Origin of the sequence: Pseudoalteromonas sp. NGC95 (assembly GCF_015864705.1) — a bacterium.
GTDB lineage: Bacteria > Pseudomonadota > Gammaproteobacteria > Enterobacterales > Alteromonadaceae > Pseudoalteromonas > Pseudoalteromonas arctica.
In genome coordinates, this window is the sequence record NZ_JADYWR010000012.1 from 103,594 (window position 1) to 124,728 (window position 21,135).

Annotated in this window: 13 protein-coding genes, 6 tRNA genes and 1 other RNA gene; 7 read left to right on the forward strand and 13 right to left on the reverse strand. The window is 38.8% G+C overall.

Annotation, left to right across the window (positions count from 1 at the left end):
* Positions 1-22: 22 nt before the first annotated feature.
* Positions 23-586, reverse strand: a complete 564-nt coding sequence (locus tag I6E70_RS12595; protein ID WP_007587323.1) for a UPF0149 family protein — start codon at positions 584-586, stop codon at positions 23-25.
* Positions 587-779: 193 nt separating this feature from the next.
* Here I6E70_RS12595 and ssrS point away from each other — a divergent pair.
* Positions 780-962, forward strand: a non-coding RNA gene (gene ssrS / locus I6E70_RS12600) — 6S RNA.
* Positions 963-1,149: 187 nt separating this feature from the next.
* Here the strand turns inward: ssrS and I6E70_RS12605 are convergent.
* From I6E70_RS12605 to I6E70_RS12645, 9 genes are all read right to left on the reverse strand, one after another.
* A complete protein-coding gene (locus I6E70_RS12605) occupies positions 1,150-4,233 on the reverse strand; it encodes an efflux RND transporter permease subunit (RefSeq protein ID WP_024589701.1) in 3,084 nt (1,027 codons plus the stop codon).
* Positions 4,230-5,546: an efflux RND transporter periplasmic adaptor subunit gene (locus I6E70_RS12610; protein ID WP_010554901.1), complete on the reverse strand. Its 1,317-nt coding sequence runs from the start codon at positions 5,544-5,546 to the stop codon at positions 4,230-4,232. Before I6E70_RS12610 ends, I6E70_RS12605 begins: the two co-directional genes overlap by 4 nt.
* Positions 5,536-6,951: an efflux transporter outer membrane subunit gene (locus I6E70_RS12615; protein WP_197188850.1), complete on the reverse strand. Its 1,416-nt coding sequence runs from the start codon at positions 6,949-6,951 to the stop codon at positions 5,536-5,538. The genes I6E70_RS12610 and I6E70_RS12615 overlap by 11 nt, the downstream gene beginning before the upstream one ends.
* 424 nt (positions 6,952-7,375) lie before the next feature.
* Positions 7,376-7,451, reverse strand: a tRNA-Thr gene (locus I6E70_RS12620).
* Between the two features lie 102 nt (positions 7,452-7,553).
* Positions 7,554-7,629, reverse strand: a tRNA-Phe gene (locus I6E70_RS12625).
* Positions 7,630-7,680: 51 nt separating this feature from the next.
* Positions 7,681-7,756: transfer RNA gene (locus I6E70_RS12630), tRNA-Thr, on the reverse strand.
* A 57-nt stretch (positions 7,757-7,813) separates the two neighbouring features.
* Positions 7,814-7,889 (reverse strand) — tRNA-Phe (locus I6E70_RS12635).
* A 51-nt stretch (positions 7,890-7,940) separates the two neighbouring features.
* Positions 7,941-8,016: transfer RNA gene (locus I6E70_RS12640), tRNA-Thr, on the reverse strand.
* 71 nt (positions 8,017-8,087) lie between these two features.
* Positions 8,088-8,163, reverse strand: a tRNA-Phe gene (locus I6E70_RS12645).
* A gap of 341 nt (positions 8,164-8,504) precedes the next feature.
* Between I6E70_RS12645 and I6E70_RS12650 the strand changes: the two genes are divergently transcribed.
* Complete coding sequence (locus tag I6E70_RS12650; protein WP_101164123.1) at positions 8,505-11,282, forward strand: ATP-binding protein; 2,778 nt, start codon at positions 8,505-8,507, stop codon at positions 11,280-11,282.
* Between the two features lie 52 nt (positions 11,283-11,334).
* Here I6E70_RS12650 and I6E70_RS12655 read toward each other — a convergent pair whose 3' ends face one another.
* Entirely contained in the window at positions 11,335-11,607 is a 273-nt protein-coding gene (locus tag I6E70_RS12655) for an oxidative damage protection protein (RefSeq protein ID WP_007582954.1), read from the reverse strand.
* Positions 11,608-11,642: 35 nt separating this feature from the next.
* Positions 11,643-12,704, reverse strand: a complete 1,062-nt coding sequence (gene mutY, locus I6E70_RS12660; RefSeq protein ID WP_024594521.1) for an A/G-specific adenine glycosylase — start codon at positions 12,702-12,704, stop codon at positions 11,643-11,645.
* A 161-nt stretch (positions 12,705-12,865) separates the two neighbouring features.
* Here mutY and trmB point away from each other — a divergent pair, with 161 nt between their 5' ends.
* The 4 genes from trmB (at position 12,866) to arcA (ending at position 17,647) form a co-directional block, all read left to right on the forward strand.
* Positions 12,866-13,591: a tRNA (guanosine(46)-N7)-methyltransferase TrmB gene (gene trmB / locus I6E70_RS12665; protein ID WP_007582957.1), complete on the forward strand. Its 726-nt coding sequence runs from the start codon at positions 12,866-12,868 to the stop codon at positions 13,589-13,591.
* 66 nt (positions 13,592-13,657) lie between these two features.
* Complete coding sequence (locus I6E70_RS12670) at positions 13,658-14,683, forward strand: methyltransferase (RefSeq protein ID WP_197188851.1); 1,026 nt, start codon at positions 13,658-13,660, stop codon at positions 14,681-14,683.
* 151 nt (positions 14,684-14,834) lie between these two features.
* Positions 14,835-16,439: a sensor histidine kinase gene (locus I6E70_RS12675; protein WP_007582962.1), complete on the forward strand. Its 1,605-nt coding sequence runs from the start codon at positions 14,835-14,837 to the stop codon at positions 16,437-16,439.
* Positions 16,440-16,930: 491 nt separating this feature from the next.
* On the forward strand, positions 16,931-17,647 hold the full coding sequence (arcA, locus tag I6E70_RS12680; protein WP_002962549.1) for a two-component system response regulator ArcA: 717 nt from the start codon (positions 16,931-16,933) through the stop codon (positions 17,645-17,647).
* Between the two features lie 16 nt (positions 17,648-17,663).
* Here arcA and arcB read toward each other — a convergent pair whose 3' ends face one another.
* The gene (gene arcB, locus I6E70_RS12685; RefSeq protein ID WP_165722089.1) at positions 17,664-19,982 is read right to left on the reverse strand and encodes an aerobic respiration two-component sensor histidine kinase ArcB; all 2,319 of its coding nucleotides are present in this window, start codon (positions 19,980-19,982) and stop codon (positions 17,664-17,666) included.
* Positions 19,983-20,214: 232 nt separating this feature from the next.
* Here arcB and folE2 point away from each other — a divergent pair, with 232 nt between their 5' ends.
* A complete protein-coding gene (folE2, locus tag I6E70_RS12690) occupies positions 20,215-21,135 on the forward strand; it encodes a GTP cyclohydrolase FolE2 (RefSeq protein WP_024589695.1) in 921 nt (306 codons plus the stop codon).

The window sequence follows — 21,135 nt, forward strand, 5'->3', positions numbered from 1 at the left end:
AACCCGTTTTACTTTTTAAAAGTTAATGAAGTGTTTTTTTAGTACTTTGCGTGCTTTGCTCTTTACCAAGCTCTGCAAAACAAAGTAGTGCTGATACACGCACATATTCAATCACTTCGTGCAGCGCTTGGCTGTCTTCTTCGGTTTCTTCAAAAGTAGTATCTAGGCGAGTGATTTCGCTAAAGTCAGTAATAACCTCTTTAACATCACTCGATAGTTTACCGTAGTCTTTTTGCTTTAAACCAAAACCAAGCATAAAACCCGCTACCCATGATACGAGGCCATTAGCCTGATCGATGAGTGTTTCGTCGTCGCTTGGTAAAAATAAATCAAACTGAAATTCATCATCATTAAAGCTCGCGACTACTTGCTTATAAATAGTGCCAAAAAACTGTTTTAAATCGTTACTAAACGATTCACCATCGTTAAACACATCACTCAAAAGGCCTAAGTATTCTTTGTCGTCAATGGTTAAACCACACGCAAGTAAACCACTAATCACACCATGCGCTTCAGCAGGTGATACAAATATTTCATTTTTTTCTAAAAGCAGTTGAGCTTTTTCGTAATCGGGTAAATCGTTCATAATCGAATCTTCGCTTTGCAAGTTAAGGCAATGCTACCACTCGATAAAAAGCAACTCCAATTAATTGTATGATCAAGCTCAAAAACCATGCGATAAAGTAAATGATGAGTTAAAGGTGCGGAAAAACTAAGCGAACGGTTTAATTTTTTACGTTTGGGGTTTAAGGATTGGATTATGTCTTATATACTTAAATTGTTCCCTGGGGTACCGGAGCTTAGTTAAGTCCCTGAGCCGATAAATTTTATACCAGGGTTTCTGTTCGTCTACTATTGTGCAGGCTCGGCATGTACCGAGAAGCCTACGGTAAACCGCAGATTCCCGCCCTGAAACCTTCTGGTTTCAGGACTGAAACCGAGTACCGTATCTTGGGGAACACCTTTTTAGCAAACCCTCGCCTTTAAAAGGCTTTATCAAAAAAAATTAACCTTCCTGTTTACTCTTATATTTATCTAAATTTTTTATTCACTTATCTTCAATTGTCTAATATTACTTTTTAGCTTATAAAAAAAGCCGCAGATAATTACTTACCTACAGCTTTAATAATCACGTATTTAAGAGTGAAGTTATTTAAACCAACCTTGAAAACGCTCCATTAGCATGTAGTTTATTGGTACTAACAATAAAGTAATAAAGGTAGCAAAAATAATCCCAAACCCTAAGCTCACCGCCATTGGTATTAAAAACTGTGCTTGAGTCGCTTTTTCAAACAGTAATGGCATTAAACCAATAAAGGTCGTTAAACTAGTTAGCATTACAGGGCGAAAACGCGATGCACCTGCAATTTTTATAGCATCGAGAACTTTACCACCTTCACTGCGCTTTTTATTAATAAAATCAACGAGTACAAGCGAATCATTTACCACCACCCCGGTTAGCGCAAGCATACCGAGTAAACTCATAATAGTTAAGTCCATTCCCATAATCCAATGTCCTACTACAGCACCTATCATGCCAAATGGGATTACACTCATTACTATGATTGGTTGTAAGTAAGATTTAAGCGGTATTGCTAATAGCGCATAAATAATAAAAAATACAAACACAAGTGCCCAAGCCAACGAACCAAACGACTCTCTTTGCTCTTTAGCCTCACCTTCTAGTTTGTAATCTACTCCAGGATATTGCTGCATTAACCCATCTAAATACTCCGTTAGGTCAGCCTGCAGTATGGTCATGTTGGTATTATTTTTTTCGATATCGGCTGTTACGTTTAATGTGCGGTAACGGTCAATTCGATTAATAGTTGATGGACTTTGCCCAGCAGTAAGTGTTGCCACGTGCGATAAAGGCACTGAGCCTCCATCAGGCGTATTTATAAGTATGTTTTGTAGGTCAGCTACAGAGCGGCGCTCATCTATAGGTAAGCGTACCATTACACGTACGTCATCCCTGCCTCGCTGAATACGTTGTGCTTGCGAGCCAAAAAACGAGTTACGTACTTGCCCAGCTACATTGACTCTATTTAAGCCCAGCGCTAAACCTTGTTGCGTAAGCTCTATTTGTAACTCTTCTTTACCGTCGGACATACTATCGGCAATATCAAATACCGTTGGATAGGTCGATAAACGGGTTTTAATGTGATCAGCCACGTCTTGTAAAATAGTCAACGAAGTGCCGCTAAGCTGAACATCAATGGGGTCAGAACTTCGGCCAATTTCGGCTCTAAACGTTAAACTTTCGGCGCCTGGTATCACACCAATTAAATCGCGCCATTCGCTGGCAAGTTCTCGTGATCCTATGTCTGATTCACGCTTTTCAGCCGGTGTTATTTCAAAGCGTACAGAGCCTGAATTAGATACACCACCACGCCCGCCTGTTGTGGCTAATATATTTAAAATAACGCTTTCGCCAGTATCCGGATCGCGGTACTTTTCTTGTAATTGCTGCGCCTTTTGCGACATGTCAATTACGTATTTATTAGTTACTTCAAACGGTGTACCTGTCGGTAGTGTTAAGTTAACGCGGACTGTTTCGCTTGGTATGCGCGGGAAAAATACAAACTTAGTCCAACCGCTGGTGATCATGGTTAAAATTATAACAAATACACCAATAAACAAACTTACCGAAGCCAATTTATGGCGCAGTGCTAAATTTAAAGTGGGTTGATAGTATTTTAAAATCGCGTTTTCAAATCCATCTGCAAAACGCTGTTGAATAACATCAAACTTTGAAGGTTCGCCTTTTTCGTGGCGTAGTTTTATATATTTTAAATGTGCTGGTAGTACAAATTTAGATTCAATCAATGAAAACAATAATACCGGAATAACCACTACCGGTATTTGTGCAAACAAGGCACCACGCGCCCCTTCAATAAAGGCCAAAGGTAAAAAGGCAGCAACGGTAGTTAACACACCAAATGTTACTGGTGTTGCTACTTCCTGAGTACCTAAAATTGCGGCTTGCTCGCCCGACTTAGCCGTTTTTAGGTGAGTGTAAACGTTTTCGCCGGTAACTATGGCGTCATCAACAACAATCCCCAGTACCAATATAAAGCCAAATAAGCTCATAATATTAAGGGTTACGCCAAAAATAGGCATCGCTATAAACGCGCCCATAAACGAAACCGGAATACCAATAAATACCCAAAATGCAATTGCAGGGCGTAAAAACAAAGTAAGTAAAGCCAGTACTAAAATACCGCCTTGTAAAGCATTGGTAGTAAGGGTCGAAATACGACTTTTAACCAGCTCCGAATCATCATCCCAGTAACTTAGTTCAAACCCTTGCGGGAGAGAGCTTTGCTGCTCTTTTATGTAGTTTTTAACATCGTCAGCAACTGTAATCGCACTTTGTGGACCAATTCGATATACGTCGATAAATGCAGCTTGCTTACCATTAAAGCGAGTACGTACTGGTGTTTCTTCAAAATCATCTTTTATAGTCGCTATATCGCCTAAGCGAATAATAGTGCCATCGGCTTGGTTTTTAACAACAATGCTGGCAAATTCATCTTTACGATATGCTTGCCCTTTAGAGCTTATAAGTACGTCCCCGCCTTCTGTTTTTAAGTTACCAGCAGAAATATCTGAGCTTGAATTAGAAATAGCACTCGATATTTGTGCCAAGCTTAAATCGTACTGACGAAGAATATCTTGGCTTACTTCAATGGCTATTTCGTAATCACGAACGCCACTTAGCTCTACCTGCGTTACATTAGGTAAACGTAGGATTTGATCGCGTACTGTTTCTGCGTATTCGCGGGTTTCTTTTTCGCCGTAGTCACTCGATACGGTAACCGCGATAACTTCACGAATTCGCTCAGCAAGCGCTACTATCGGCTTTTCAGCATCGGCTGGAAAAGTGTTAATTGCGTCTACACGACTTTTTATATCAGCTAAAAGCTCACGAGGGTCGTAACCGCTTTCCACTTCTATTGTCACAGAGCCAGAACCTTCAGAAGAGCGACTAAATATTTGCTTTATGCCCTCTAAATCTTGTACGGCTTCTTCTATTCGTATAGTTACACCTTGCTCTACATCCTCTGGTGTTGAACCACGCAAACTTACATTTACGCTTATCATGTCAGTTTCGAATGAAGGAAATACCTCAAGCGGTATTTTGCTTGATAAGCTAAAAAGTCCCGACAGTAACAGCGTTACTAGCAATAAGTTAGCAGCAACATGGTTTTTGGCAAACCAAGCGATCATGGCTTATCTCCTTGCTTTGCTGCGCGGCGTTTTTTTAGCTCTTCAACACTAATACCCTGCTCTTTTGCTTTTTGCTCAAGCTGCTCTGGCGTCGGGCGCTTTCCTTTACCTTGCCCATTAGCTCCTCGGCTTTTAGGTTGCTCTGTGCTTTGTTCGCCTAAAATACTTACTTGAGTTCCAGAACTCACTTGCCCTAGTGGAGTAATAACCAGTTTATCATTTGGATTTAATCCCGTTTTTATCATCGCTTGTGTCGCATTTTGCCAAGCAAGTGTAATGTCTTTACGCTTAAGTACACCCTCTTCAACAACATAAACATACGTCCCTTGATAAATAGTACTGTTAGGGATTATAAGTGCGTTAGGAACTGTTTTACCGGTAATTTGCGCCTTTATATATTGCCCTATTTTTATTGGGTACTGGTTATTAGCCGTTGCTTTATATGGGTCGTTAATTTTAGCAACTACGTAAAGCTGTTGTGCACCTTCATCTATAGCACCTTCGGTACGCGCTAGCTGCCCTTGCCACGTTTGCTCACCCACTAAGTCAGAGGTAAATTTAACAATTGAACCTGCTTGATTTTTGGCGCCATCACGATATTGCTCTGGTAAATTTACGAACGGAAGATCTTTATTTTTAATCGGTAAACGAATCTCTACGCTATCGATTGCGTAAATAGTGGCAAGCTGGGTATTGTTAGTAACAACTTGCCCCAAATCAACACTACGGCTAAGTATACGACCCGCATATGGCGCGGTTACTTTAGTGCGCTCTAAATCAAGCATGGCTTTTTCAAGTACTGCTTGCGCCGATAAAACTTCTGCTTCGGCTGCTGCAAGTTGTGGTTCACGCAGTACTAAGCTGCTTGCCTGATTTGAGCCACCAAGGCGTTTCCAATCAGTAATAGCTTGTTGTCCACGCGCTTTTTCTTCTAATAAGCCTTGCTCTGCGGTTAATAAATTGGCTTGAGCAGATTTAACTTCAGCTTGATGATCTCTATCGTCTAGCTTTAAAAGTACGTCGCCCTTTTCAAAAAAGCCGCCTTCTCTAAAGTCATCACTTACTTCAATTATTTGCCCAGATGCCTGAGCAACTAATAAACTTTGTGTACGTGGTTTTACCGTACCGTAGCTATCAATCATCACTTGGTAATTTTGTGGTTTAAGCTCAAGCGCAGCCACGCTTATTGATGCTTTAGGAGGTGAGCCAAAGCGTTTAGCCTCTGGCGGATTACCTTTAATAAACATAACAATTAAAATAGTGGCAATAATAACCACCGCTGGAATAATAATTTTTGCTGTTTTAGTTTTCATCATTATTGCTCTTTAGTTCACTTGAGGGCTTTGCAAAATCACCACCAAGGGCAACATGTAAGTTAATTCTGTTAGCTATTAATTGGTTTTTAATGTCGATTAAGGAGCTTTGTGCATCGAAAGACCTGTCTTGTGCGTCAAGCACCGTAGTGTAAGTTACCAAACCACTTTGATATTGCTCAAACGACAACTGCTCTGCTGCAAGTGCGTTTTCTTGCGCCTCAAGGGTGCTGCTATATTGTGATTTAAGAGACTGCTGCTGTGAAATCGCATTTTCTACATCACCAAATGCATCGTAAAGCGTTTGCAAATAAAGTTGCTCTTGCTTTTGAGTACTAAGGCGCGCTATTTCTTCATTCGCTTTTAAGCGTCCGCCCTCAAAAAGTGGTGCTGAAATACTACCTAATAACGACCATGCAAGGCTTGATGGAGAAAACAAGTCGCTTACCCTGTCGGTGCTATCACTTAGTGAAGCTGTTAAATCTAAACTTGGAAAGCGTTGTTTGTGCGCATACGCCAATGAAGCGTCGGTGGCTAAAAGATCATACCAACTTGCTCGCAGCGTAGGTTTACGTGTTATAAGTTCAGAAGGTAAGCCTAGTGGAATATCGGTATTAATAACGGGTAAGTCGCTACTAGCAGTAATGGCACCTTTTGGGTATTCACCCAGTAAACGCTCAAGTACACGTGCTGAAGCCGATAGGTTCGCCGTTTGAGTGGCAATGCGAGCGCGTTCAGTATTGAGCTCATTACGGGCTAAATATACATCGAGTGCTTCGTTTATACCTTGGCGATAGCCAGACTCGATAATATCTAGGTTTTGCTGTGCGTTGGCTTCGCGACGTTTAAATAAATCGAGTAATTGTTGCGATGTAACAACATCAAACCAGCCAGTTACTACATCAGCAACGAGTTGCTGTTTAGCTTGCTCAAACCGGGCCTGTTGCGCTAAATAGTTAAGATTAGCTTCGCGCTTTGAATCTGAAAGCTTACCCCATAAATCAACCTCGTAAGTTAAATTTAAACTAACTGAACTTGCGTTGTCGTAGCTCACTGGGCGGTTGTCTTTACTACGGCTAGTACGCGTTGATAAATCGAGGCTAGGCCAAAGCGCTGCACCCGATACTATAAGCTGTTGTTTTTGAATTTCTACATCGTAACTAGTTTGTAAAAGCTGTTGGTTGTTTTTAAGTGCTTGTTGTACAAATTTGTTAAGCGTAGGGTTTTGTAGTTGTGTAAGCCATTGCTCTTGTACTTTTAATACCGAGCTTGATGCTTCTTGCTGCCATTGCTGTGGCATATTATTAGGCGCTTGCATGCGCTGCGACGAGTTAAAATCACTCGCACAGCCGCTAAGCAGCATCACACTAATTGCCAATAGGGTTGGCTTGCATTGCCAAATCATAATTAAACCTAAATTACTGCTATTTATGAACGTAATTCAAGCACTTTGGCAACTTTTGCTCAACCTACTTTACATAACATTACATAGCTAGCGATGAACTAACATAATAGCCAGTTATACGGTAAAAATGAGCAAATGTTCAGCAATTTTTAATAATAAGAAATTAAATTTTTGCAATGTGTCTAAGAGATCATTCCAATTCGCTTAATTAAGTATTATTGCGGGTTGGTATTAGATATATAGAAACAAAAAAGCCCCGCTATAAGCGAGGCTTTTAAATAAATGCTGCCGACTAACTAAGTCGAACGGATAACTTATACAGACTACTGATTACAAGTCAGTTGCTTTGCTCTTAACTATGGGTATTTTTAATTCTCAAGTTGAAAACAAAAAAGCCTCGCTATAAGCGAGGCTTTTGAATAAATGGTGCCGACTAACCGAGTCGAACGGTTGACCTACTGATTACAAGTCAGTTGCTCTACCAGCTGAGCTAAGTCGGCACACAAAACTGTGTGCTAAGGCACGTTCAATTTTAAAGATTGAGAACTTTTATAAAGCACTTAAAATAAAAAAACCTTGCATAAGCAAGGCTTTTCAATAAATGGTGCCTCGACGCGGAATCGAACCACGGACACGAGGATTTTCAATCCTCTGCTCTACCGACTGAGCTATCGAGGCACATAAACTGTGCTAATTAATTGTGATACTTTACAATTAACTTTCAATAAATGGTGCCGACTAACCGAGTCGAACGGTTGACCTACTGATTACAAGTCAGTTGCTCTACCAGCTGAGCTAAGTCGGCACACAAAACTGTGTGCTAAGGCACGTTCAATTTTAAAGATTGAGAACTTAAAGTAAATGGTGCCTCGACGCGGAATCGAACCACGGACACGAGGATTTTCAATCCTCTGCTCTACCGACTGAGCTATCGAGGCACATAAACTGTGCTAATTAATTGTGATACTTTACAATTAACTTTAAATAAATGGTGCCGACTAACCGAGTCGAACGGTTGACCTACTGATTACAAGTCAGTTGCTCTACCAGCTGAGCTAAGTCGGCACACAAAACTTTGTGCTAAGGCACGCGTAATAATGTTTAAACTGTTGATTAAACACCACTACTTTAATAAATGGTGCCTCGACCCGGAATCGAACCAGGGACACGAGGATTTTCAATCCTCTGCTCTACCAACTGAGCTATCGAGGCACTTAAACAGTGCTAATTAAAAATCTTAAACGATTTTTAATGCAATTCCCACTCATCTCTAGCGACTGAGCTATCTGGGCGTGCGGCGTATTAAACGAGTTTTGCCCTTACAAGTCAACTTTTTTTTTCTTCTTTATAACTGTTTGAACGGTTTTCAGACAACTCAGTACATTTTTTATTAATAACGTTCATTTTTACCACAAATCGGGCTATAACTATAAATAAATATAACTAAATCAGACTAAAACCGTAGTGAATTATTTTTTGTAAATGTTACGATTAGCTTAGATACGTACGATAGGGACTTATCGTAGTAAAAACACATCAATTGGAAACAATCAATGCAGAGTAAATTCTCATCGCCAGTAAAAGGCTTACTGCCACTTTTTTTAATCATTAATATTGCTGTAACAGCGCTCGCTATTGTTGCCCACTCATTTTATACACAAACTGAAGTTAAGACAGCCCAACCAGCATCATCTATTAATATTGTAACGCTTGCCGATAGATTAGACTTACCTATGGTTGATGCATTAACTATGTATGGTCAAGGTAAAGTAAAACAGTTACTTGATTTAACCTCCTTATTAGACGGTGACTTTGAATATACTCTATATCGCTTCAATGCTACATCAGATACTCAGTTGGTATATAGCAGCAGTAAACCAGCCATCGCTTCTGTTAAAACTGAAAAGCACTTAAAAGAAGAAGGTATCCTGCATCACCTACTATTGTTAAACGATCAGCCCATTGGCGAGCTTATTATTAAGCAAAACATACCAGCCACGCCTTTAAGCGCTCAAGACTCTCAAGTTATCGCTTACATCATCGCGATAGCGAGTGTTGCTGCATTATTTATACTTACTTTAATGTTTAATATGTACATTAATACGCGCTTACGTAAAAGTACTGACACTCTTACTCAAGAGTTACAGGCAATCACTGAAGATGCTAATTACAATAGTAATGTTGATGAGCAACTTGATATTGGTTTAGGTGTAGTAGCAAAAAACATCAACTTATTGCTACAAAAAGTACAAACTGCAATGAGCGAGAATGACTCTGCACAAAAAGAGCTTTATAAATTACAAAATGGCCTAGAAGCCGAAGTGCAAAATCGTACCTTAGCGCTTGAGCAAGCCACATTAAAAGCAGAGCGAGCAAGCGAAACTAAAACAACATTCTTAGCAACGATGAGTCACGAAATAAGAACACCGATGAATGGTGTTATAGGTACTATTGATTTACTGCGCCAGACCGAACTTGATGGCGCTCAGCATCGTTTAAGTACGATTATTCGTGAATCAGCATTTTCGTTATTGAGCATTTTGGATGATATTTTAGATTTTTCTAAAATTGAGGCTGGAAAGCTAAATATTGACCCGATCCCATTTTCGGTAACCGATACTATTGAAGAAGTTGCTCGTGTGCTCTCATCAGTTGCTAAAAAACGTGAGCTTGATTTAGAGCTAGCAATAGCACCAGATATTCCTATAAATCTTACCGGTGATAGCGTACGTGTACGTCAGGTTCTTTATAACCTATGTAGCAACGCAATTAAATTTACGAGCACTGATGAAAAAACCCAAGGGCATGTAAAAATATCAGTAGAGGTGGTACATAATACGACTGATCACTTTACCTTACGCTTTTGCGTAACTGATAACGGTAAAGGCATGTCGCAGGCACAACTACGCGAAATATTTAATCCGTTTATTCAAGCCGAAAATTCGATTACCCGAGAATATGGAGGGACAGGTTTAGGTCTTTCTATTTGTAAAAGCTTAACTGAGCTTATGCTAGGGACTATTCATGTAACTAGCCATACAGGAATTGGTAGTGAGTTTACTGTTGAACTGCCGTTTAGCACATCGGGTAGAATTAAGTACGCACACAAAGGTGCATTAAATGGTAAGCAAATTGTTGTAGTTAGTAATCACCTAGAACGTGAAAAAACAATGTACCGTTATTTATCGTTTATGGGCGCTAAAATAGTTTATGCACACACAGAAGAAGAAATTGAAGAGCATCAACATTCGCAAGATATTATTTGGGTGGCTGATGGCATAGACAATATGGATAAAACAAACGCGCTGCTAAGACGCTTATTTTATTCATTAGAGGATTATAACCAACAAGTTGTTGTACTAAGCAAGCTTGATGAAGCGGCTATAAATCATAATAATATTTTTTATATTAATGCCTCTCCTTTATGTAAGTCTAACTTTATGCTGTCTATTTTAGTCGCTGCAGGTTTGCATACACCTAAACAAATTAAAAAAACCAAAACACTTAATAACTATTTAAATGTTGAGCAAGCTCGTAAATCAAACAAATTGGTTTTACTTGTTGAAGATAACCTTCTAAACCAACAAGTGCTGACCGATCAATTACACATACTAGGTTTTGGTGTTGAGATAGCAAACAACGGTGAAGAAGGCTTAGATATGTGGAGAAAAGGTGATTACTCACTTATTTTAACCGACTTACACATGCCTAAAATGTCGGGTTACGATATGGTCGAAAAAATCCGTAACGAAGCAGAGCTATTAGAATCAATTGATGCACAGCCTTACATTATTGCTGTAACAGCAAACGCACTTAAAGGCGAAAAAGAGCGTTGTTTAGCCGTAGGTATAAACGACTTCATTACCAAACCTATAGAGCTAAACGCGTTAGAGGACACCTTAAAACGCTGGAGCGATAAGCAAAGCCAAAACCCAAATGTAGTTATCCATCAAACCATGGCGCTACCTATTGATATGGAAGCGGTTGCTAAATATGTAAATGGTGACGAAGCTAAACAGTTACGCTTTTTCAAAATGTATTTAGAACAAAGCCAAGGGCTAATTAAGGGGATTAATTCAGGCGTTATGGTTAACGATTTAGATGAGATTATTGAAGGGTGTCATCAATTAAAATCGATCTCTAAAACAATTGGTGCCCTAACGGTGGCTGAACTTTCAAGTGCATTTGAAGATAAATGTAAAAAAGGTGAACTCACTACCGATGAATTAATAGACTTAAGAGATAAGTTAGAAATTGAATACTCTAAGGCAGCTCAATTTTTAAAAGAACAAATTAAAATCTCTGAGCAAGAAGATGAGTTAAGTGATTAAATAATCGCACACAAAAAAAGGGCTATTTAGCCCTTTTTTAATGTTGAAAATATTACTTTTCAGGCGGTCGATAGCCTTCAATTTCCACATCTTTGTTTTCAAACAAAAAGCCAACCATTTGCTCTTCTAAAAATGTGCGGTGCTCTGGGTCCATCATATTTAAATGCTTTTCGTTAATAAGCATTGTTTGCTTATGCTGCCACTGACCCCACGCTTCTTTAGAGATGTTATTAAAAATCTTTTCACCAACTTCACCAGGGTATAACTGAAAGCCAAGCCCTTCGGCTTCTTTTTGTAACTTTTGACAAAATACTGTACGTGCCATGATTGATTCTCTCTAACGCTAAATATGGGGCTATTCTATACTATTGCTGTAATTTGTTTAACCAACTTTTTAGTTGGCGCTGCTAGGCCAACCTCTATTGATTGATCAAGCGGGTACCACACTAATTGTTTGTCATTTACTACATCAGGAATGTTCTTAACATTGAGCACATGCGGATTAATCTTCAGCTCAAAATGTGAAAACACATGAATAAACGCTTCAAGCTCTACTAAGTTGGCTTCTAATCCTTGCTGAGCTAAAAATATTTGAAGCTCCTCGTACTCATTAAATTCAAAAAAGCCAAATAGTCCTCCCCAAATACCGCTGTTAGGGCGTTTTTCCATAAGCACTTTATCGCCGCACTGAATAATTAACTGATGACAACTCTTCTTCGGCACTGCTTTTTTAGGTTTAGAATGTGGAAACTCTTTTACTTTACCTGCATTAAAAGCACCACAACCTGAATTTAATGGGCAAGCCTCACAATCAAAACGACTGCGTGAGCAAACACTCGCACCTAAATCCATCATAGCTTGATTAAATTCGGTGACATTATTTTTAGGTGTTAATTGCTCTGATAAATGCCAAAGCTGGTTTTCGACTTTTTTAACACCGTACCAACCTTCTATCATAAAGTAGCGCGCTAAGACTCGCTTAACATTTCCATCTAAAATTGGATGATGCTGTCCAAGCGACAATGACAAAACAGCACCCGCTGTAGAGCGCCCTATTCCCGGTAAATCCATTACCTCATCAAGCGTTTGTGGAAATTCGCCTTGGTATTTGTCACGCACTATTTTAGCTGTTTTATGTAAGTTACGCGCACGAGCGTAATACCCTAAACCGGTCCAGTGATGCAGTACTAAATCTTCATCAGCATCGGCTAAAGCAATAATATCTGGAAAGCTTTGCATAAATTTTTCAAAATATGGGATAACAGTAATAACTTGAGTTTGCTGGAGCATCACCTCAGACACCCACACTTTATAAGGTGTTTTACCCAACTGCCATGGAAGTGTTTTACGCCCATGAAGGTGATACCAATCAACGACTTGATTAGAAAACGAATTAGACTGTTCTTTATTTAAATCCAACATATTGTACTTTTACTGATGCTCAATGGCGGCTCAGTCTATTGTAGTTAATAAAAAGATCAAGCTATAGGGCGTGTAAAACCAGCTAATACTTGTGATTGCGGGCTCGGTCAGGGATAATATGCAACCATTTTTAAACACATTGTTTTTGTCAGGCCAATAATATGAGTGAATCAAGCAACACTAACCTTGAGCAAGCTAAGCAAGAAGGTAAATACATCCGCACCATTCGCAGTTTTGTAAAACGCGAAGGTCGATTAACCAAAGGCCAAGCCGCTGCAATCGAAAAATGCTGGCCAACAATGGGCCTAGAGCATAAAAACGGTATGCTTGATTTAAGCGAAGTTTTTGGCAACAACAACGATGTAGTAGTAGAAATTGGTTTTGGTATGGGTAAATCGCTTGTCGAAATGGCAACAAATGCCCCTCACCTAAACTTTATTGGTATTGAAGTACACCGCCCAGGCGTTGGTGCTTGTTTAATGGATGCCGATGAAGCAGGCATTACTAACTTACGTATTTTTGAACACGATGCAGTTGAAGTACTTGCAGACTGTATACCTAATGAAAGCTTAACAACACTACAGTTGTTTTTCCCTGATCCTTGGCATAAAAAGCGTCACCATAAACGCCGTATTGTACAAACTGAGTTTGTTGAAAAACTAAGAGCCCAACTGAAAATGGGTGGCGTTTTTCATATGGCAACAGATTGGGAAAACTATGCAGAGCATATGCTCGAAGTAATGAATGTAGCTCCTGGTTTTAAAAACCAATCAGAAACAAACGATTATGTTCCACGTCCAGATTTGCGCCCGCTTACTAAGTTTGAGCAGCGCGGACATCGCCTAGGTCATGGCGTGTGGGATTTAATGTTTGAACGTACTGAGTAATTTGTAACTTTAAGCACTCACTTTTATTTTTGATAAAACTAAACATACTGTAAGGCAAAGCCATTTATGAGCGTACTAACCAACCCAAGTTTACTGTTACTTCGTAATAGCGAGGCACTAACGGGCAAATCTATCTTGGTGGTCAACTTTGTTCAAGATGGCTTTTTAACAGAGCTTAAAAAACTTAACCCGCAAAGCAAGGTAACTGCATTTAGCTACAACCATGCTAACGGTGAGTTTGCTAAAAACACCAAAGACGTTGAGATTTGTGTAAATCACACAATACCTGGTAACGGCTACGATTTAGTTATTCTTTACTATCCTAAATCAAAACCTGAGTTATTAATGGCGCTTGATAATATTCGATCTGCTATTACTGACGATGCCGAACTATTGGTGGTAGGTGAAAACAAAAGTGGTGTTAAATCAATTGAAAAGCAATTAGCTGGTAAAGCTGAGTTTAGTAACAAAATTGATTCAGCTAAGCACTGCGTTCTTTACTCATTTGCTGAGATTACCCAGCATCCTGACTTTGATATTACGACCTACCATAAAAAGTTTGTTGTTAATGTTGCCGACACCGAGTTTACAGCTATTAGTGTCCCAGGGGTGTTTAATCACGGTAGTTTAGATATGGGAACGAAAGTTCTACTCGAAAACGCACCGACAATTAAGCAAGGTAGGGTTCTCGACTTTGGCTGTGGCGCAGGTTTAATAGCAACCTTTTTAGGGCTGCATAATCCAGCACTTGAGTTTGTGTGTAGTGATGTAAGTGCACTGGCAACTTACGCAACACAGCAAACTCTAAAGCTTAACAGCATCAAAGGCGAAGCGATATTAAGTGACGGCCTTAAAAGCATTACCGGTAAGTTTGATTTAATTATTAGCAATCCACCTTTTCATACAGGTATTGCAACCGACTACACAGTAGCAGAAACATTTTTAGTAAATGCAAAACAGCATTTAACTAAAGTAGGAAAGCTGAATATTGTTGCTAACAGCTTTTTAAAATACCCGCCTATTTTAGAAACGCAATTTGAAAGCTACCAAACGGTATTTAAAAATAACAAGTTTGCCGTATATAGCAGCTAGTATTATTTTTAAAAATGCTTGAGTGCAAACGCGCTCAAGCTAACCTTCGCATAAATATAAGAATTAATTTAGCTTTTTTCCTTCATTTTCTCCCGTCTTTGCTAAACTAAAACTCTAAATAATCAAAATTAATTCAGGCGATAACGAAATAATGCCTAAAAAAGTTCATCAAAGTAGCATTCGCAAAGCACTCATAAATTTAATTATGCTTATTACAGCTATTTGCTTGTCGCTATCTATTTCGATATCTACTTATTTAAGCGTAAAAGAGCAAAAGCAATTAATCATTAATAAACTCGTCATACTTTCTGAAATTGTAGCTTTTGATGCTGGTAAATCAGTAGTTGAAGATGATAGAAAAACAGAAGAAAAACGCCTCAAGTCATTTGAAAATATCCCCCTTGTAAAAAACATACATATTTATTCAATAGAAAAAGCATCTCAAAAACCTGTTTTTTTTATTAGCTTTAATGCAAAAAAAACACCTCCAGTACCACTAAGAATAGACAGTGTTGATGAGCTAAAAACGCCACGAATTACGAGCGATCATATTGAACTAACCCGCCCTATTTACGATAACGAAAAATTGGTCGGTTATGTATACATGCGAGGGAGCCTCGAAAGTTTAGAGACTTATATTGAGAGAAAAATATTAATAGACGTGCTATTAACTCTATTAATTTTAATCGTTGTTTACTTTATTGCTATAAAAGTTCAACGACGTATAGCCAAGCCAATAGAGCAGTTAAGCATGCTATTGCAGGATGTATCTAAAAATCATAACTATGATGCACGCGCGCCAATAACCGATGTAAAAGAAATAACCGCTCTTTCAAATAGTTTAAATATCATGCTTACACGCACCAAAAAGCAACTTGAGCGCCACGAAAAAGATAAACAAGAAATAAAACAACTAAACCAGAGCCTTGAAGAAAAAGTAAACCAGCGAACAATCGCTCTCAGAGAAGCAAATCAAGAGCTTTTATCAACCCTTGAGCGAATGCATCAGTACCAAACGCAAATTGTTGAAAACGAAAAAATGGCATCGCTTGGGCAAATGGTTGCTGGGGTTGCCCATGAAGTGAATACACCAATAGGGCTAGGTATTACAGGCTCTACATTACTTCGAGATAAACTTGCAGATATACAGCAAAGCTTTGACGATAAAAAACTTACCTCAAGCCATCTAAAACGCTTTATAGATGAAGGTATTGAAAACTTAGACTTAATCTACCGCAACTTAAATCGTGCCGCAGACCTGATATCTAACTTTAAAAAAGTGGCCGTTATTCAAGATGACGGTGTTAATACCTATATTAATGTACATAAATTAATAAGTGATGTTTTAACATCGATTCAATCTGAACTACTGCCTAAAAAGCCTGTCGTTATTATTAACTGTCCGACCGACTTGGCTATTCATAGTAAGTCTGAACCTCTGCAACAAGTGTTTCAGCAGTTGCTTATGAACTCTGTGATCCATGGATTTATAGGTAAAGAAAATAATGAAATTCGCTTTGACGTAGAACTGGTAGGGAAAAAATTAACAATAGTTTATTCTGACAATGGTCAAGGCGTTGATAAAAACATTAAAAATAGAATTTTTGACCCGTTTGTAACTTCAAAGCGCGGACAAGGCGCAAGCGGCTTAGGCATGCACTTGGTCTACAACCTAGTAACACAAGCACTTGGCGGAAGAGTTATGTTTGATCTTGAAGAAAAACACGGTGCTCGCTTTATAATTACTATTCCTTAAATAAAGATCACTAAAAAGTGCATATATTTAAAATTTATCCTTGAATTAGCATTTAATGACCTCATTAATGAGGCATGTGATAAGCGCGTAACATTATTTAATTGCATTAAATAATTATTACCAAGCGATTTATGAACTTTTTTATCTTTGCTGTATCACATACATTGATGAAAGGTTAGAAAGTGATATAGTTTTGCTTTGAATTAGTCTGATTATTTTAAGTACCTTGTTTGATTGAATGATGTATCAATTATTAAAGGAAAATGGCTTCGACTTTATGATTCAAATAGCTACATCCACGTATATATCAATTAAACAGTAGTTTTTGCACTGCCCTTTTTAGTAGACTTTGGACACCCTACTGTTTTATTTTTATCCAATTTGTTTTTTCCTTGTTAACAAATGGGTATAATCCTATAATCTCTAGTAATCGGTTATAAATTCGTCACCGGTTTTTTTATAAATAAAATATTCCAAAAGGTTAATTAATAATGCAAACGCCAGTCATTCTAATCGTAGAAGATGAAGACGTAACTCGACTGAACCTAGTTAGTTTATTTGAAGCTGAAGGGTACAAAGTTATTGAAGCCATTGATGGCGATGATATGCATGACAAGCTTACAAATAACGATGACGTTAATCTTGTAGTTATGGATATCAACCTTCCTGGTAAAAACGGTCTTATTTTAGCCCGTGAATTACGCCAAAAGCGTAAAGTAGGTCTTATATTCCTAACGGGTCGTGACAACGATGTTGACCGTATTTTAGGTCTTGAAATTGGCGCAGATGACTACGTTACTAAGCCATTCAACCCGCGTGAATTAACTATTAGAGCTCGCAACCTTATTACTCGTACTGCTTTAGGCGGTGAAGAGTCAGCACTAGAAACAAATGGTGTTATTACGTTTAACGGTTGGGAACTTGATGAAAATAGCCGCTGTCTTACTTCTCCAAATGGCGATGCTAAACGTTTACCGAAAGGTGAGTACAGAGCACTTCGTTTAATGCTTGATTCTCCAGGTCGTATTTTTAGTCGTGAGCAATTAATCAAGCACATGACAGGCCGTGAGCTTCGCGCAAATGACCGTACTGTTGATGTTACTATTCGTCGCATTCGTAAGCATTTTGAAAGTGATAACTCAACGTCAGAGTTAATCAGCACCATCCATGGTGAAGGTTACCGTTTCATTGGTAAAATTGACGCTTAATTAGAGCTAATTAGTTTTACTCTAATTGCTGTAAAAATAAATGAAGGGCTTTTTGTCCTTCATTTATTTTATCTGCTAAAACATCTAACCACTGCTTTAACATTTCATCAGATTCATCAATCGCACCATGCTCCATTATTTTGGCATGAAGCTGCACATCATTTAAACCTACCGATCCAGCCGCACCTTTAAGTTTATGCGCTACTGATTCATACTCTTCTCTATCGCCGGTATTTAATGAGGTAAGTAATTCTTGCTGATATTGTGGACTTAGCTTTTCGAATAACTGACTACTGCGTCTAAATACAACTAAGCCCATCGAATTTACAAAGTCTTCTATTGTTTCAATATCTAATAAGTGTGCATCAATGCCCTCTAGCGCCTCTTCACTTACTTTTAGCTGTGGCTCTGTGCACTCACTTTGCTTAATGCCAAATAAGTCAGCCAGCATTTTATCAAGCTTGACTGTGTTAATTGGTTTAGCCAACGCACCTTGTATTGATATACCTTCAAGCTCTTTTTCAGCACTGCGTACATTGGCAGTTAGAGCAACAATAGGTAATTTATCGAAGTGGCTATCTGAGCGTATTTGTTTAGCAACCACATCACCGTTTATATCTGGCAATTGCATATCAAGTAGTACTAAATCTAAGTCATCTTCGGTTTCGACAAACGAGAGTGCATCTTCACCGGTTTCAGCCCATAACACTTCATGGCCGCGTTGCTCTAATAGGTTTGTAGCAATTTCGGCGTTAAGAGGCACATCTTCTACTAGTAGAATATACAAACCACGGCCAACATAACTTTGCTCTGTTGGTGCAACACATAAACTAAGCGGTATTTGCACTGTAAAACAACTTCCTTCGCCTTCAGTACTATTTACCGTAATTATCCCTTTCATTGCACTTACAAGTGCCTTGGTTACAGCTAAACCAATACCTGAGCCTATTGCGTTAGTGCCTTTTAAATCCGGCGCTTTGTAATACATATCAAATATATGGGCAAGTTGCTCTGGTGGAATACCTTGACCGGTATCCAGTACCTTAATAACTAACCATGGGCCTTCTACGCGATTTTCTCTGCTGCATTCGAGTGTTACTTTGCCTTGCTGAGTAAACTTAACGGCGTTGTTAATTAAGTTCCAAACAACTTGGCGTAATCGAGTCGGATCGAGCTGCGCGTAAACATCAAGTATGCCATTGCGCTTAATATCAAACTCAAGCTCTTTCTGCTCAGCTATTAAGCCTGCAAAATTAACTACATCGTTTATAAAGTCTGACACATTAATAGAATTGGTTGCTATATCGAGCTGATCCCTATCTATTTTATCTAAATCTATAATATCGTTAAAAATATTACCGAGTGTTTCAGCACTCGAAAAAATAGTATTGCCCCAACTACGCTGCTGCTTATTAAGCTCTGTATCTAATAACATACGCGTTAAACCAACAATGCCATTTAAAGGAGTACGTAGTTCATGGCTCAGCGTAGCAATAAACTTACCTTTGTCTTTATAGGCAGTTTCGAGTGCTTGTGCTGCCTCTTTACGGCTAGTGATATCACGACCAAAACCCAGTAAACCAATGTAGTCACCGTCATCATTTATAAAAGGTAATTTACGCAGCTCAAACCAACGTGTTTCACCATTTACTTCATAACCCACATCGATAGTCAGCGCTTTATGGCTTTGCTCTACTTCTTTATCGGTTGCTAAAACCTCAGCTAAAAAATGACTCGGGAATATCTGCTCAACCGTTTTTCCTATTAGCTCACTACTTGATTTTCCCATTACCTCTTCAAACATTTTATTACAGCCGGCAAATACACCGTTGTTATCACGGTAATAAAATAAATCGGGAGATGAATCAACGATTGAGCGTTGCAACATACTTTGTTGGGCAAGTTCTTGTTGTGTTTTTTTACGCTCAGCAATTTCTCGGCGCAGCTCTTCAATAGCGCGATGCTTGGCATGAAATGCCATTTTACGCTCATCAATTTCAATATTTAAACGGCTAATGTTGTCTTTTAAGGTTTGGTTTAAGAGCTTTTCCTGCTTGGTTGCGCTATCTAAATAAGCATACGAGGCATCTAATTGACGAATTGAATTAAGTAATACACTTATAATTAAAGGAGAAACTACAGCCGTAAAAAATACCACAGCCAAAATATCAACAAGGTGTAATTCGCCTATCGCAACATAATAAAACATGCTCGATAAAATAAGAGATACAGTTAAAAATAAAGTGTAACAAATAGCTGCGGTTTTAAATTCACCAAATCGCGTTATTGAGCTGGAAAGTACCCGAGCCCAAGGGCTCAAAGAATAATCGGTCATACGTAATTTTATCTCTTAGCTGTGTGCTTAAATATAAAGAAGGCAATGCGCATGTATAAACATACCATTTTCCCAGATTTTAGCATTTTTCTCCTACCACTACCCATGTTGTGCGATAAAAACAGAATTTTTCATGTTTGATTTTGCTCATCTCTTAAACTCATCATTTCAGCAATAAATTATTTAGTGTAAAATGCCCCGCTTTATTATCTCCAAAATACGAGTAGCGCACATGCAAACCAATATGCCAGATATAGCAGACACTGCACCCGCTTTACAAACAGGTAAATTAGACTGGGTTGGCATGGGCGAAATCGAACTGCCATTTATTTTTGAGTCACGAGACTTATCTCCAGTTACAGTAAATGCCAAAGCTCGTGCATTTGTAAATTTGCATAAAGAAGATGCCAAAGGCATTCATATGTCACGTCTATTTTTAGCACTTGACCTGCTTTCAACTGAGCAGCAAGTCAATCCGCAAACAATAGCGCAAGCACTCGATACCTTTATAACTAGCCACGAAGGGCTGAGCGATAAAGCACAAATTGAATTTAAATTTGAACTACCGCTACGCCGTAAGTCACTATTAAGTGGTAAAGCAGGCTGGAAAAGCTACCCAGTTGTACTTACCAGTACAATTGAAAATAATATTATTAGCTACGAGCTAACCGTAGATGTTACCTATTCTTCAACATGCCCTTGCTCTGCAGCACTTGCACGCCAGCTTATACAAAACGCGTTTAACGAAAAATTTAACCAAGAAACCTTAAGCCAAAAAGATGTGCACGAATGGCTAGGCACTACACAAGGCATAGTTGCTACACCTCACTCGCAGCGCTCTATTGCCAACGTAAAAGTAAAGCTTGATAGCAATATTCAAGAATTTGACGTAGTGACTCTAATAAACACCCTCGAAGCTGAACTTAAAACACCGGTACAAGCGGCAGTAAAGCGCGAAGACGAGCAAGAATTTGCTCGTTTAAATGGTCAAAATCTTATGTTTTGTGAAGACGCAGCGCGTAAAATTAAAGCTTTATTAGAAACAGATAATTACAGCGATTACTGGCTGCAAATAAATCATTATGAATCACTCCATGCACACGATGCTGTAGCTATTGCGGTTAAAGGTATTGAAGGTGGATACAAAGCTTAA